Source organism: Citrobacter sp. TBCS-15 (assembly GCF_005280815.1).
Lineage (GTDB): Bacteria > Pseudomonadota > Gammaproteobacteria > Enterobacterales > Enterobacteriaceae > Citrobacter > Citrobacter werkmanii.
Genome location: NZ_SZWK01000101.1, coordinates 684,515 through 698,651, shown reverse-complemented (window position 1 = coordinate 698,651; position 14,137 = coordinate 684,515). Strand labels below are relative to the sequence as shown.

Here is a 14,137-nt window from a genome sequence, read left to right as displayed (position 1 = left end):
GAGGCTTTCCAGGAGTCAGCAATGTCTTTGTTTGATGAAATTGTCATAAGGGATGCTAATTGCCGAAAATACGGTCAATTACAACAAATGTACGGCACCACCGATGTATTGCCATTATGGATTGCAGATATGGATTTTGTGACGCCGGAACCTGTAATGAACACGCTGCGTTCAGTAGTCGCGCAGCCTGTACAAGGATATAACCTGGATTATCCGCAATGGAAAGAATCCGTGATCCATTGGTATGCACAACAGTATGATGCCGACGTCAGGCCGCACTGGTTGCATTTTATTCCTGGGGTTATAAAAACCATCGTACTTTCTTTAATGGCGCTTACCCGACCAGGCGATAATATATTGACCTGTACGCCAATATATGATCCCTACCCTAACCTGGTGAAAACCAGCGGCAGGAATTTAATCCAAACGCGCCTTATTGAAAAAGACGGGTATTATGAATTTGACTGGCATGATTTCAGCGAGAAGCTCAAGCAGTGCAAAATGTTTCTTTTCCCGTCACCGCATAATCCGGGGGGAATGGTGTGGTCGCGGGAAACGCTGGAACAAGTTAGCCATTATTGCCAGCAGGCTGGCGTCATCATTCTGTCTGATGAAGTGCATAGCGATTTAACCCTGCCAGGTAAGCGCCATTTGCCATTTTTTACGCTCAATGAAACGTCAGGCAGCAAATCAATTGTACTGACCTCAATCAGTAAAACCTTCAATACGGCAGCACTCCAGGGCGGAATAGCCATTATTAAAAACGATGAGTTACGCCATCAGTTCTATCACTTTCTTGATAACTGCTACCTTGCCGAGACGCATTCATTACAGCAAGCGGCCATTTACAGCGCGTTTACTCATTGTGGCGACTGGCACCAGAAACTACTGGCCTATCTGGCTGACAATGTCGCGTTTGTTAAACGCGACATTGAAAAGCACTGTCCCTTGATATCTGTCGTATATGGCGGCGCATCTTATCTTCTGTTTCTGAATGCGGAAAAAATGGGTCTCAACGATGCACAACTAAGCGATTTTTTTGTGCATGAAGCGAAGCTTGGTCTGTCGCCAGGCGCACAATATGGTCCTGGCGGAGAGGGTCACATGAGACTCAACGTGGGCTGTCCGCGTTCTGTCCTGGTAGAAGCCATGAGCCGCCTAAAAGCGGCCTACCAGAAACGGCAAAACGCGTAGCGTACATCACGATACTTGCCCTGCCATGGTGGGGCAAAATTAGCCAGAAATGTTGCAAAACTGCTATAAAGTCTTTCCCTTCTGTCGGCTGGTGTTAAACTGGAAAGTGTGATCTTCATCATAACCTGTTCAAACAGAAAAAAGAGACACTGCTATGCAACATATCATTGAGGGCTTCCTCAACTTCCAAAAAGAGATTTTCCCTCAACGTAAGGAACTCTTTCGCAGCCTGGCATCCAGCCAGAATCCAAAAGCGCTTTTCATTTCCTGTTCCGATAGCCGTCTGGTGCCGGAACTGGTGACCCAGCAAGAGCCGGGGCAGCTTTTCGTTATTCGCAACGCCGGCAATATCGTACCGTCTTTCGGTCCCGAACCTGGTGGTGTCTCCGCCACTATTGAATATGCGGTAGTTGCACTTGGCGTGACGGATATCGTCATCTGTGGTCATTCCAACTGTGGCGCGATGAAAGCCATTGCTGATAGCCAGCCTCTGGATCCGATGCCCGCAGTGGCTCACTGGCTGCACTATGCCGATGCCGCCAAAGCCGTGGTTGAGAAAAAAACCTGGGATAACCCCATCGATAAAGTTAACGCCATGGTGGAAGAGAACGTTATTGCGCAGTTGAACAATATTAAAACGCATCCTTCAGTAGCTGTTGGACTGCGAAATAATGCGCTGCGTCTGCATGGCTGGGTGTATGACATCGAAAGTGGTGAAATTCGTACCCTGGATAAAAACAGCAAAACCTACGTTTCCCTTGCTGACAACCCGCAGGTGCATTTCGAGTAACCCCTCCACTGGAGCAAGGATGCTCTGGACATTTTTTCCTACTTTTGTGCTACCGACAAAAAAACATCTGCAACTAGTTTTTAAGATAGGCGTAGATATTTCTACATCAGTCATCGCGCATTCATTCAACATTGCGGCAAATGACATGTAGTGACCTGCAAAACGGCTGTCCCTATAGGCATTTTTTCAAGTTGCAGGCGATAACAAGGAGTATGCGCAAATGCTAGCGAAAATAAAACGAATGATAAAAATGTTATTCTATCATGAGTCATGGGACATCATGATTCTGAAAGATCATGGCTCACACTTATTCCCTGATAATACTCTGGAAATACTGAGTAAAACTGCTGCCCAGCAGTTAAAAAAGAAATATACGTTTCAGGCCGACCCTTTTATTATTGAAAAGGCCGATAAACTGTATGTTTTTTATGAAGCTTTTAGCTTTCGAAACTCGAAAGGTACGCTAAGATGCCGTGTTCTGGATCGTGAACTGACTGAAATCGATGATGTTAAACTTGAGGGCTTTGACGACTTAAAGTGTCATTTGTCATTCCCTTTCCTGATTCATATCAACGATCAGCTATTCATGATCCCCGAGTCTTCAGAAAGAAAAGAAGTCATACTGTTTCAGTCGGTAGAGTTCCCGGTACGCTGGAAGAAAATCAAAGTCTTAATATCGGATACTGAAGTAACAGATAATGTGTTTCTCACAATTAATGAAACCTGTTATCTTTTATCCACCACAATGGATAATGAAATTATTATTCACTCTGCTGAGAATATCTATGGGCAGTGGCAGCGGATTGCCCCCTCATTGAAGGTGAGCAACCATCACCATCGGGGAGCAGGTGCGCCCTACCTTGTCGATAACAAAATGTACTTCCTCACCCAAGAATGCACGCCTGAAACCTACGGAAAATCCATCTACATCAAAGAATTAGTCACATTAAGCAATACTGTATTTGATGAAAGCCTGATCGAGAAAATCAATTCATCGATCAACCACAGTGATGGTGTCCATACACTAAACTTCTCAAATAATTATATTGTTTATGACACTAAAATAAACAAGTTCAGTTTTTTATCTATACTTAAAAAAATATCTTACAAATGTATGGTGAGATATCGTAACTACAACCTTACCAGACTTCACCAATAGCAAGTTTTCTATGGTAGTGGCGTGAATCAAAACCCGTTTTGATAGCATAAATCTGGAGTCTGTATGGCAATTTTTGTCACTGGTGGCGCAGGTTATATTGGTTCACATACTGTTTTAACACTACTGGAAAGAGGCGATGATGTCGTTGTCGTTGATAATCTGTCGAACTCTTCTCGAGTCTCGCTGGACAGAGTCGCGGAACTCACCGGCAGGGAACCGACTGTCTATATCGCCGACGTTCAGAATCGGCAGGCATTAAAAAACATTTTCACCCGCCATAACATCACTGATGTCATCCATTTTGCGGGACTCAAATCGGTTTCAGAGTCGATAAAAGAACCCCTCGCCTACTATGAAAACAACGTCACTGGTACGCTGGTATTACTGGATGAGATGCTGGCGGCAGGCGTTAATCGTTTTATTTTTAGCTCATCGGCCACAGTATACGGTAATCCGGAAAGCGTGCCGCTAAGCGAGCAATCACGCACGGGCGGTACGACCAATCCGTACGGCACGTCTAAATTAATGGTCGAACAGATTCTGGCAGATTTTTCACGCGCACAGCCCGATTTTCGCATCACCTGCCTGCGCTATTTTAACCCGGCCGGTGCCCATCCATCGGGTCGAATTGGCGAAGATCCTAACGGTGTTCCTAATAATCTGGTCCCGTATATCTCCCAGGTCGCAATTGGTAAACTTGAAACCGTGTCGGTATACGGCAATGACTATCCAACCTCCGACGGTACCGGCGTTCGTGATTACATACACGTTATGGACCTGGCGACCGGCCACTTAGCCGCGTTGGATTGCCAGAACAAAGGCGCTGCCTACAAAGTGATTAATCTCGGTACCGGAGTCGGGTATTCCGTGCTTAACCTTATTGAGGCGTTTGAAAAAGCAGCGCAAACAAAAATTAATTATCAGTTTGTCGCCAGAAGACCTGGGGACATTGCCGAGTGTTGGTCAGACCCTTCTCTGGCGCGAAAAGAGTTAGGCTGGCAGGCTATTTATAGCCTTGATGACATGATGCGCGACACGTGGAACTGGCAAAAAAATAACCCGAATGGTTATAACCTGTGATGTTCTCAGCAACGAGCCTGGTCACCAGGCTCGTTGCTTTACCGGGCTAGCGTGACGTTATGGTTGATACACGATACCAGCCGCTGCTCTGCTTCCCTTCATTGGCAAAGTTAATTCTCGCCGCACCGGATTTATCCAGCATCGCAACCTCAATCGCATATTGCCCTTTCTCCAGTCGACCTGGCATAGGCAGCGCATAACTGACCTGATGAATTCCTGGGAGCCAACGTCGTATATCATCCGCCGCATTACCCTGCGCCACCACCTTATTGGCACTGTCTACCGCACGAAATGCCAGCGTATAGGGCAGGTAGATCGGTGCCACGCCATCGTTATACCAGGTACTGTTCAACGTCAGCGTTTGTCCACCGCTCCACACGGCCTCATGGCTCAGGGATGCTAAGCGAAATCGATAGCCCAGTTTGGTCAGCGCATCATCGACAATCGGTCGATAATCGCTGGGTATCGCTCTCGATTTCAGGTTGATAGTACTGGCATGCTGTTTGAACGCCCAGTCAAAAATCCCCTGCACTTCGGCGCGCGTATAATGAAAAGAATTCTTCCAGTCCTGCATATACGAACAGATTTCCAGACTCACTGGCGCGCGTTTCCAGGCATCGTTAAACCCTGCATAACTTTGCTGCGCTGCCAGTAATCGCTGCGGGTAATCATCTTGCATATGATTCCAGGCGTCTGAAAACACGCGCAGGTCACCCCAACAGTCCGCTCGCCACCCGGCCCCACGCGCCACCGCATTTGCCAGGCTTTGCCCACCGCTTATCAGCATAATTTTGGGCGTTTTGGGAAAGGCAGAAAAGTGCATCGCAACGTAGCGATCCAACTGTCCGGTGGTGTATCGCTCCAGGAGTGGCTTCAGATCGGGGAAGTTGCTGTTATGCCACTCGCCCCACGAACCCACCATGCCGATATCAACAAAAGCGAGATTCTCATTACCATCGTAGCGCTGACCCAATGTGTTGAGCAGACGCTGGCTGTATTCGATAAACAGTGGGTCATCTAAATCCGGTACAAACGTCTTATTATCAGACGTCCAGGTTCCTTTTACGCCTTTTTTAATCAGCCAGTCGGGAATTTTAGTGCCATCCGCCGGGTCGGCAAGCGCCATAAATCGTAGCCCGACATTCATCGCGGGACGGTGCGCCGCAGCGTATCTAAAGGCATCATCCACCAGCGCAAAATTGTACTGCCCTTCAACAGGTTCCAAATCTCGCCAATAAAATCGCTCATACTCGAACCCGGTATTGGGATAATCCGCCAGGCTCAGCGTTTCACCGTATCCCTGATGAAAACTGGCAACGCCAATCCCCGGGTTGGTCAACGGCCCGGTCAATGCTTTGGGGGTTACGGTCGTTAATGCGGCCATCACCGACAGCGGAAGGAACATACCCAACAGCGCAGAAACCCATTGACACTTCATCGCAGTAACGCCCCCGTAGGTTTAATAACACTAGTGTTTTTTCAGGTTTAACCACCAGTCCCAAATACCGACGTGAAAATTTTGGAATACATCAATACCTAGCGCTGATTTGATCATATACAGCGTCAGCAATATGCAGCAGGTGACGAACAGCACGGCGATCAACAGCAAAAAAGTGAGCAAGATCCGCGACAAGGTCGATTCCTGGCGATGCTGGCGGCGTAAATCTCTGCCAAACAAAAAAACCAGATAAAAACGTTTACTGAAAAAAGGAAAACTCCGGCGAATATCAATCTGATGCCGTGCAGCCAATGTCGAGGCCAGGATCGCGTTTTCCACCCCTGCTTTTTGTTCCGGGGTCAACTCCTCCGCTATTTGCTCATCAAGGTGAGCATAGAACCGTTCGATGACGGGGGGACGATTTTGAGGACTGGTCAAAATTAACCTATATCTTTATCAATTGAGTGGTAGACGTTGACTGTCTTTTTGGCGATTTCATGCCAATTATAGTTTTGCAAATATACACGATAGTCCACACGATTGGCTGTCACCCACTGGGTTAATTTCCCGGCCAGACTGTTCACGTCCCCGACCTTAAAATAGGCTGCGACAGGTAACTGAACTTCAAGGTTAGCCGGAATATCACTGACCACAGCGGGAAGAGAAAAGGACATCGCTTCCAGCAGCGCAATAGGTAGACCTTCGTGATATGAAGGCATCACAAACAGTTTCGCCTGTGAAAATACCGCCTGCAGTTCATCACCGCGTAAAAATCCGGTCATCACCACACCAGGCGTGTCGGCGGCCAGCTTTTTGAGGCGAATGCTGTATTCGGTCGGATGATCTGCATCGCCAATTAACACCAGCGGCAGGGTCAAACCGCTATGTTGATAAGCGGCGATGGCGTCATGCATCCCTTTTTCTTCTACAAATCGTCCAACCACCACAAGATAATTTTTCGGCTGTAGCCCAAAGCGGGAGAGCGTATTTTCGATAGTCAGCTCAGATAACAACCGCGGCTCATTCACGCCGTTGTGAATTAAATGCGCGTCATAGCGACCATGTTTTTTCTGGATCAGTTGATTAATCACCTCAGAAATCACAATCACCTCGTGGGCGTATCTCACCGCCCAGCGCTCACCCAGCAACAGTATTTTTTTGGCAATGAATCCCCATTTCTGACGATCGTAGTCAGGCCCATGGTGGGTAAAAACGACCTTTTTGCCCAGGACGCGTAATAATGGAATCACAAGGCCCGGTCCGATAGCATGCACATGCACAATATCCGAATGGTCGAAAACTGTCCTCAATGCCGCTAAAACGGAATGCACAATCGCTTCCAGCGAGCGTTTTTTGGGCGCCCACAGCGCATAGGTTTCGACTTTCTTATACGTTGACCGTTTGTAATTTACATACGGTGAGCGAGCGATAACACAAATATCAACATCGAGCTGCTGCTTAATAGCAGGATAAAGATTCTGGCAGTGAGTCTCCACGCCGCCCAACACATCCGGAATACCTCGTGTGCCAAAAACCGTTATTTTTTTCATACTAGGGCCTGCTCAGCAGTTCTTTATACAGCGCCAGCAAGGTGTCCATATGTTTGCTTAGCGCATATTTTTCACTTAATCGCGCCCGACCATGTAACCCCATAACCCGTGCTTTCTCTGGCGAGTCGGCCAGCGTATCCATCGCATTCGCCAACGCTTGCACGTTGCCCGGCTCGAATAAAATCCCTTCGCTACCGTCACGAATTTGTTCCGGGATCCCGCCAATGCGCGATCCAATCACCGGCTTGCCCAGGGACATCGCCTCTAATATCGCCATGGAACAGTTTTCATAACATTCAGAAGGAAGGATTACCGCCCGTGCATGCTTAATAAGCTTATCAAGGGCTTCCCCTTGCTGCACATAACCTAAAAATTCAACATCCGGGTATTTGGCGACTAACTCGTCATGTAGCGGGCCGTGGCCCACAATTTTCAACGGCGCTTTGTTCTGCATTTTCTCATGTGCCGCCAACAGCGTTGCCACCCCTTTTTCACGGCTCAGGCGACCAAAGAACAGCATATAGCCTTCATCGCTTGCCTCATCCAGAGGACGACTGTCATCTACGCCATTGACGATCACATCAATGCGCGACTTCGGCAGCGTACGCAGCAGCACCCCGCGTAAAAAAACGCTCGGCGAAACGATCACATCCAGCGCCTGGTAATTTTGCGCAATGTATTGCCAGGTTGCCTCCAGAGAGAGCAATAAGCTTTTTGAGGCGGAACCTTCCTGGCAACGATACCTGAAAGCATTAAAAACCGTGCCGGTGATACAGGAGTCACACACTTTGCCGTCGCGCAACATGGAATACGTAGGGCAGACAATCTTATAGTCATGCGCAGTCAGTACCGTTTTGCAGCCAAAATTGCGCGCAACTTTTATCAGCGCCGGCGTTAATTGGTGATAGATATTATGAAAATGAACGATATCCGGGCGCTCTTTTTGCAATAACGCCAGCATCTTTTTGCAGGCCTGCGAATTATGAATAAAGTTAACCGCCGTTTTGAGCCCACCCAACAAATTACTTTCCTGGTGGTAGTCCACATTGCTGACAAAATAATCCGCATAGTCCGAAGGGAAATTTTTCTCATGCTGCATCGAGAAATCAATCACCTGCACTCCGGCCTGTTTCAGCATATCGCGCTCTTGAAAATAAACCGTTTCCGCGCCGCCTTTGATGAAAAAAAACTTATTTACTAATAAAACTTTCATGGCGTCTGCCTTAGTTATTCATGAATGATTTTACTGTCAGGCGGAGTCAACGGATCGCGTAGCGGATGTGTTAACCCTTTAACAAGTCCCGCGGAAAGCACAGCTAAGTTCATCACGCTTTGCAGGCCATTCAGTAACGACCGATTCTGTACAGTTTTCAGTATCACAAAGGCAAGCAATGGCAGAAATGCGATATCGAAAATTTCGAGATTAAAGGTCACCGCCGCAATGAACAAGGCAACCAGGTAAACAGCAAAAATCGCCTCGTTTTTAACCATTTTTAACGCTTTAATGAAATAAGGCTTTCCCCAGGCGCAACGTAAAAATTCGCCCGGAGCCTGATAGTATCCGCTTTTCCAGCGATGCTTCAGCATCTGAAAGGTCGGCATGGTATGCGAAGTATGAATAAAATACGGAATATTCAGACGACGTAATTTATAACCCGCGTCAAGTAACCGCAGGCCGAGTTCAGCTTCTTCATAAGCATGCAGATTACGGTTGGTGAGATAACCAATTTTCTCAATGGCGGAGCGGCGATATAGCCCCCCGCCGCCTAAATGGTCGCTATCCCCTACGGGATAGATTTTATTAATGCGTTGCTTACGCGATTTAAATTCATAGTTAACGGCATCGTCCATTTCGACGGTTCCCGCTACGCCAGCGTATTCCGGTTCCGCCTGCAAAAACGCGACAGCCTGATCCACAAATCCTTCTTCCAACTCCATGTCGCCGTCCATCAGCAACAGATATTCCCCTTCACTATAAAGGTAACCCAACTGATGTCCGACACCACAGCAGCGATCGCCTGGATCGGTTAATGACACCACAGTCACCCCTTTATCGATCGCCAACTGCTGGGTGTTATCCGTTGACAGACTATCTGCCACAATAATTTTATGTGGATAATCAACAAGCTGTTTACGGATACTATCAATTGTTTTCTCAATACATTCAGATTCATTGAGCGTTTTGATACTCACTGAAATAAACGGTTTATTGTCCATACAATTACCCTACGCAGCGAAGGACGGTTCGACGAATCACTAAACTTGATCCTAGTGATAAATAGAACAGGAATTGTAACATCGGTGTAATCATCAGTATCTGGCTGTAAGGTAAGCTAATTAAGCAAGCAATCGCAAAAGCATTAAATGCCGGAGCAAAGCTCAACAACTGAAGATCCTGCTGGTCCAGTTGTTCAAGCATCAGTAAAGGCTTGGGCTGACATATTTTCAGGATATAAATAAATAAGCTAATGAAGATTAACGTGCCAATCACACCCACTTCCCACAGCAGCATACTCAGAGAAGTCGAGTCGAGGATTAAGTTATAAATAATATTCAGAAAGCCCGGCGATACCGTACTCCCGCTGTTAGTGGCGTTAAGTCCATAGCCAAATAACGTTCCTGACAGTCCCCACAGATCATTATTTTTTAGCCAGAACAGGAAGGTCGTAAAGCGCCCTAACTCCCCGGTAGACATGATGTAGTTCGGATCAAAAATATAGCTCAAAGAGTCGATAAAAATACTCAACGCGCTTTTCGACGGATCGCCGCCAAACGCAGTAGAATAATAATATGCAAGGATCACTATCGACAGGCTAATCAGCAGCAACATCCCCGCCACAATAACCAACAACGTCTTCAGATTAACCTTACTAACATCTTTAACGTAGCTCGGTGAGATCCACACCCACGCCAGGAATAGAGGCGATAGCAGGATAACGAACTTTACTTCACCAATAATGCACAGCCCGATCCCGAGCACAATGTGCAACGCCATGGATTTAAACGTGGTCAGTCCGTGCTTATACTCAGAGACCTTTAACAGCATAATCAGCAGGCAAAACAGGCCCATCGCGGCAGTGTTACCTCCCCCCATCGGGTCGCCGCCAAAGGTACCCACCACGGAATCCCATTTTTCATCTTCACCACGCACCGCGACACGCTGGGGAACAACCAGTAAAACCTGATAAATCATGACCGGGATCTGCGCGTAAAACACCCAGTAGAAATAGCGAGTCACGCGATAAATCTGCGACTCCCGGCAAAATCCCAGCAGCAAGCAGATCATCATCAGCGACAGCGCAATTTCATTTTTAAAGGCCACAATCGCGACGGTGATCCCACCCTGAATCAGAGTTGAGGCCCCGGCCAGTATCAGGAACGAGAAATACAGCGCCAGTACTATCGTCTCCTGCGCATCCAGACGCAGCGAGCCATCCCGCGTCTGCATCACCAGTAATCCCACCATCAATAAGGTCAGGAAAAAAGGAATCCACAGCACTGACTGCATGCCGGTAAAGTATTGCACCAGGCCACAGAGGATCAGCGTAACGAAGGTATAACCCTGTAAATAATATCCGGTATTCAGCGTCATAGTATCACCGGCCTGTCTTTCAGCAGATTAGCCCGCTTGTTCATTTTCAAATAAATAAAGGCGTAGCGAATAAATGTCAGTGAAGAAAACAAAATCACCGACGTTGCATAGTCTTTATAAAAATAGGGCGTCACGACAAAAGCGAATAACACAATCGCCAGTTGCTCCAACTGGATGCGCAGAAAATAGCGGTGGGAACCAAAAATAAGCTCTATTACCGTCAGGGGGCTTATCGCCAGCGCCGGGAACAGGTAGGGTAGCATGTAGCGAGACGTTTCAATGGAGTTAATCCAGTCTTCGCTAAAACCGAGGCGCATCACAATCGGGTAGAAAATAAACACGCCAAGAGTACAGATAACCCCCAGCACCAACAGTAGCATCCGTACCCGGGTATACTCCTGATAATTAAAGGTGTTGTTTCTGAAATCGATAGACCACTTGGAAAAAATAGTATTACGCACCGCGTTCCCGATGATCACCACCGGCGCCAGGCAGAAGCGGCTGACCACGGAAAAATAACCGGCGGTCAGCGCCGAAAACCAGAAGTTAATCAGCATAACCGGTAGATTGCTGCTAGCCATCGCCAACACCTCAGCGCTGCCAACTTTAGTGATGTGATGAATATTCTGTTTAAAAAAATGCCAGTTGCTGGCGGGTCGTAAATGCTGGACCGCCACCGAACGAATATCAAACGAATGCAATATACAGCTTACCGTCAGTACCATCGTCGCACAGGCCCACGACCAATAAAACAGCTGCACATGATGCGTAACCAGTATCGAAAGTAATACCACCACAGAAACAGAAATGCGCTGGAAGATCAGAAAACGAAAGTTAGCTGTGCGCAGCGACAGGTTTTCCGAGATGAGAACCCACGCCGTAGCAAGCGTCAGTAAATAGAGGAACAGTATGCTCTGGTGGAACAACCACGCGGTCAATACGGCGTAGGGTAAGGCAATAATCGTGCTTTGTATCAGACAAAACACGACATTCTGTACCAGTTCATCATCCTGCTGTTTAGGAATTAAAAGCTGTGATGCAAAGGTACAGACCTGAGCGCCCACCACGGCAATACTGTAGTTGAGCGCATAAAGCCCCACTTCAGCCATATCGTACTTATGTGAGATCAACCAGATAGACAGCGCACCAATCAACTGTGAGATGACTGATGAACCGGCTATCGTGGAGGCGCTCTTCAGTAGACTCATACGCGACCTGGCGTCGTCATCAGTTGATCGGTACTGAAGTTCAGTGAGCGCAGACCCTCTTGCGTTTCAAGGTCTTTTTCTTCAACCGCATTCAACACAGCGCCAATCACAACGCCGTTATTTTCCTCGATCTTGTCCAGCGCGTTGGCAATATGTCCCGCCGAACCCGAGCCGGCTTTCACGATGAAAATAACGCCATCAACGGCACGTTTAATCAATTGCACATCCTGACTCTGATTTACCGCAGCCACATCGATAATGATGCGTTGATAGTGGGATTTCAGTTCGTGCATTAAAGGCTCAAGGTGCCCGGACGACAACATCAGCAGAGAAGAGAGGGTGGTCTTCCCGTGCGGGATAAAATCGAGATTATCACTGAGCTTGATCCGCGCCTGTTCAAGCTGGGTCTCCCCACGCAGCAGTTCCGCTACGCCTGCGGACGTTGCCGATGCCAACTCGGATGAGAGTCCGTCAGTATTGAAGAAATCCGCATCAATAAGCAGCGTTTTCTGGTCGAAACTAAAGGAGTTTGCTAACAGACTCGCCAGCAATGAGCGCCCTTCACGGTGCTCCGTCGACGCCACGGCGAGCGTCTGCAATGGTCGATTATCCAATATAATCCGGGTACGGATACCGTGCACAATATCGGCGTTCAGTGGATTCTTGAGGATCATGTCGCGAACCTGCGCGCGCCCTGAGGTTCCGCTAAACCGACGAATTTCGCCCAGTGGAGTAACGTTCAGGCGTTTTTTCATACGACTCAACGTACGGATTGAGTTGTCCATCGCCGCTTTGACAATGAAATACATGATACTGAACACCACCACCAGCAGAACCACCATCACCAACAAGAGGGATTTATTCGGTTTCGCGGGTTTTAGCGCGGGAACGGCAGGATCATATAACACCGCGTCAGCATTCACGCCGGACAGCGACAGTTCCTGAGTACGTTGATACAGCGATTTATACAGATCTTCCATTTTATCTAACGACAGCTTTTGGCTGTTCCAGGCATCGCGTTTTGAGGCCATTTTCTGGAAGATCTCTTTCTGCTGCGCCACCTGCTGCTGATAGTTCTTTTCATCCGCCAGCGCCGCCAGATATTGCTGACGTAACCCCTCTTTCAGCTCACCCAGTACCCGTCCGGTTTGACTTTGGATCGACTTGACATCAGCTTCTGCTTTTAAAATTGCGGGATTTTTCGGCCCGTATACTTTGCGCAGTTCAGACAACGTGCGCTGCGCCTGAATTAACGCGATACGTAAATCCTGAATCTGGGCGTGGTTAGAGATCGAAGGTTGAGAGATAACGCTCTCCGCCGACCGCCCTCCGCTGTTCACCTCGTTATAGACAGATTCAGCGGCAACGCGACGCTGGGTCGCATCAGCCAGGCGATTGGTGACGATACTTAACTGCTCGGTTTCAAAACCATCGATACCGCGAAAGGTCAGCAGCCCGGCGTTTTTCAGATAGCTGTCCATCTCCTCTTTTTGTTTCGCTATCGACTTCTGAATCTCTTCCATTTTTTCAAAATTCAGTTCGCGGGCTTTCTCTACTTTCAGGCGCTTTTGCTCCACCGTATAGTTGATGAAAGCCTGCGCGACGCCATTCGCAACGTCAGCAGCCACCAGCGGTGAGGGGGATTCATAGGTGATAGATGCCAGGTTCGTTGTACGAATACCGATAACATTCAGGTTTTTCGACAACGTTTTCAGCGCTTGCTCCATCCTCAACTGTCGGTTTTCACTGCTTTCCGCCCCCTGTCCACCGGTTTTTTCCCCAATAAATTCCGGGTTTTCATCCAGCTTCATATCGCGAACGGCTTGCTCAAGCACAATACGTGAATGCATCAACGCATATTGCGTTTCGTAGTAACCACTGCGCGTTGAATCGAAACCATCAACCTGTGGGAACGGAGAAACGTTATCGGCCTGGGCTTTAATCAGTACCGTCGCCGTTGAGACATACTTTGAGGACATCATGCTGATTATTGGATATGCCACTACCCCGGCAACGATACCGGCCAGCACGATTTTCCAGGCGTTCTTTTTCAGCTCTTTGGCAAAGCGGGAGAATTCGACAGTGTTTTCTCGTTTTTTGCCGTTTTCCACTATAGATAGTTTCAT

At 47.9% G+C, this 14,137-nt stretch carries 12 protein-coding genes; 4 read left to right on the top strand and 8 right to left on the bottom strand.

Annotated elements, in window-relative coordinates; genetic code table 11:
* Nucleotides 1–21 precede the first annotated feature (21 nt).
* From FDW96_RS06400 to galE, 4 genes are all read left to right on the top strand, one after another.
* Nucleotides 22–1,194 (top strand): MalY/PatB family protein, encoded by a 1,173-nt coding sequence (locus FDW96_RS06400; RefSeq protein ID WP_061382302.1) that lies wholly within the window; start codon nt 22–24, stop codon nt 1,192–1,194.
* A gap of 154 nt (nt 1,195–1,348) precedes the next feature.
* Nucleotides 1,349–1,984 (top strand): carbonic anhydrase, encoded by a 636-nt coding sequence (locus FDW96_RS06395; RefSeq protein WP_038632863.1) that lies wholly within the window; start codon nt 1,349–1,351, stop codon nt 1,982–1,984.
* 220 nt (nt 1,985–2,204) lie between these two features.
* Nucleotides 2,205–3,143, top strand: a complete 939-nt coding sequence (locus FDW96_RS06390; RefSeq protein ID WP_137365371.1) for a hypothetical protein — start codon at nt 2,205–2,207, stop codon at nt 3,141–3,143.
* Between the two features lie 63 nt (nt 3,144–3,206).
* Complete coding sequence (gene galE / locus FDW96_RS06385) at nt 3,207–4,223, top strand: UDP-glucose 4-epimerase GalE (RefSeq protein ID WP_137365370.1); 1,017 nt, start codon at nt 3,207–3,209, stop codon at nt 4,221–4,223.
* A 46-nt stretch (nt 4,224–4,269) separates the two neighbouring features.
* Here the strand turns inward: galE and FDW96_RS06380 are convergent, their stop codons facing one another.
* From FDW96_RS06380 to FDW96_RS06345, 8 genes are read right to left on the bottom strand one after another with little or no spacing between them, the layout of a single operon-like run.
* Entirely contained in the window at nt 4,270–5,661 is a 1,392-nt protein-coding gene (locus tag FDW96_RS06380) for a DUF4832 domain-containing protein (protein ID WP_137365369.1), read from the bottom strand.
* 30 nt (nt 5,662–5,691) lie between these two features.
* Nucleotides 5,692–6,099 carry a membrane protein gene (locus tag FDW96_RS06375; RefSeq protein ID WP_042313200.1) on the bottom strand — a complete coding sequence of 136 codons (408 nt, stop codon included), beginning with the start codon at nt 6,097–6,099 and terminating at the stop codon, nt 5,692–5,694.
* Between the two features lie 2 nt (nt 6,100–6,101).
* Nucleotides 6,102–7,211, bottom strand: a complete 1,110-nt coding sequence (locus tag FDW96_RS06370) for a glycosyltransferase family 4 protein (protein WP_079226115.1) — start codon at nt 7,209–7,211, stop codon at nt 6,102–6,104.
* Between the two features lies 1 nt (nt 7,212).
* Nucleotides 7,213–8,424 (bottom strand): glycosyltransferase family 4 protein, encoded by a 1,212-nt coding sequence (locus FDW96_RS06365; RefSeq protein ID WP_042313195.1) that lies wholly within the window; start codon nt 8,422–8,424, stop codon nt 7,213–7,215.
* 14 nt (nt 8,425–8,438) lie between these two features.
* Nucleotides 8,439–9,428, bottom strand: coding sequence for a glycosyltransferase family 2 protein (locus FDW96_RS06360; RefSeq protein WP_042313193.1), 990 nt, complete (start codon nt 9,426–9,428; stop codon nt 8,439–8,441).
* Between the two features lie 4 nt (nt 9,429–9,432).
* Nucleotides 9,433–10,803: a capsular biosynthesis protein gene (locus FDW96_RS06355; RefSeq protein ID WP_137365368.1), complete on the bottom strand. Its 1,371-nt coding sequence runs from the start codon at nt 10,801–10,803 to the stop codon at nt 9,433–9,435.
* Entirely contained in the window at nt 10,800–12,011 is a 1,212-nt protein-coding gene (locus FDW96_RS06350; protein ID WP_137365367.1) for a lipopolysaccharide biosynthesis protein, read from the bottom strand. Before FDW96_RS06350 ends, FDW96_RS06355 begins: the two co-directional genes overlap by 4 nt.
* A complete protein-coding gene (locus FDW96_RS06345) occupies nt 12,008–14,137 on the bottom strand; it encodes a tyrosine-protein kinase domain-containing protein (protein WP_042313186.1) in 2,130 nt (709 codons plus the stop codon). The genes FDW96_RS06350 and FDW96_RS06345 overlap by 4 nt, the downstream gene beginning before the upstream one ends.

What these genes read in the sequence shown, in the direction of transcription:
- FDW96_RS06400 (WP_061382302.1), top strand. Translation starts at nt 22, where the DNA reads ATGTCTTTGTTTGATGAAATTGTCATAAGGGATGCTAATTGCCGAAAA.
- FDW96_RS06395 (WP_038632863.1), top strand. Translation starts at nt 1,349, where the DNA reads ATGCAACATATCATTGAGGGCTTCCTCAACTTCCAAAAAGAGATTTTC.
- FDW96_RS06390 (WP_137365371.1), top strand. Translation starts at nt 2,205, where the DNA reads ATGCTAGCGAAAATAAAACGAATGATAAAAATGTTATTCTATCATGAG.
- galE (WP_137365370.1), top strand. Translation starts at nt 3,207, where the DNA reads ATGGCAATTTTTGTCACTGGTGGCGCAGGTTATATTGGTTCACATACT.
- FDW96_RS06380 (WP_137365369.1), bottom strand. Translation starts at nt 5,661, where the DNA reads ATGAAGTGTCAATGGGTTTCTGCGCTGTTGGGTATGTTCCTTCCGCTG.
- FDW96_RS06370 (WP_079226115.1), bottom strand. Translation starts at nt 7,211, where the DNA reads ATGAAAAAAATAACGGTTTTTGGCACACGAGGTATTCCGGATGTGTTG.
- FDW96_RS06365 (WP_042313195.1), bottom strand. Translation starts at nt 8,424, where the DNA reads ATGAAAGTTTTATTAGTAAATAAGTTTTTTTTCATCAAAGGCGGCGCG.
- FDW96_RS06360 (WP_042313193.1), bottom strand. Translation starts at nt 9,428, where the DNA reads ATGGACAATAAACCGTTTATTTCAGTGAGTATCAAAACGCTCAATGAA.
- FDW96_RS06355 (WP_137365368.1), bottom strand. Translation starts at nt 10,803, where the DNA reads ATGACGCTGAATACCGGATATTATTTACAGGGTTATACCTTCGTTACG.
- FDW96_RS06350 (WP_137365367.1), bottom strand. Translation starts at nt 12,011, where the DNA reads ATGAGTCTACTGAAGAGCGCCTCCACGATAGCCGGTTCATCAGTCATC.
- FDW96_RS06345 (WP_042313186.1), bottom strand. Translation starts at nt 14,137, where the DNA reads ATGAAACTATCTATAGTGGAAAACGGCAAAAAACGAGAAAACACTGTC.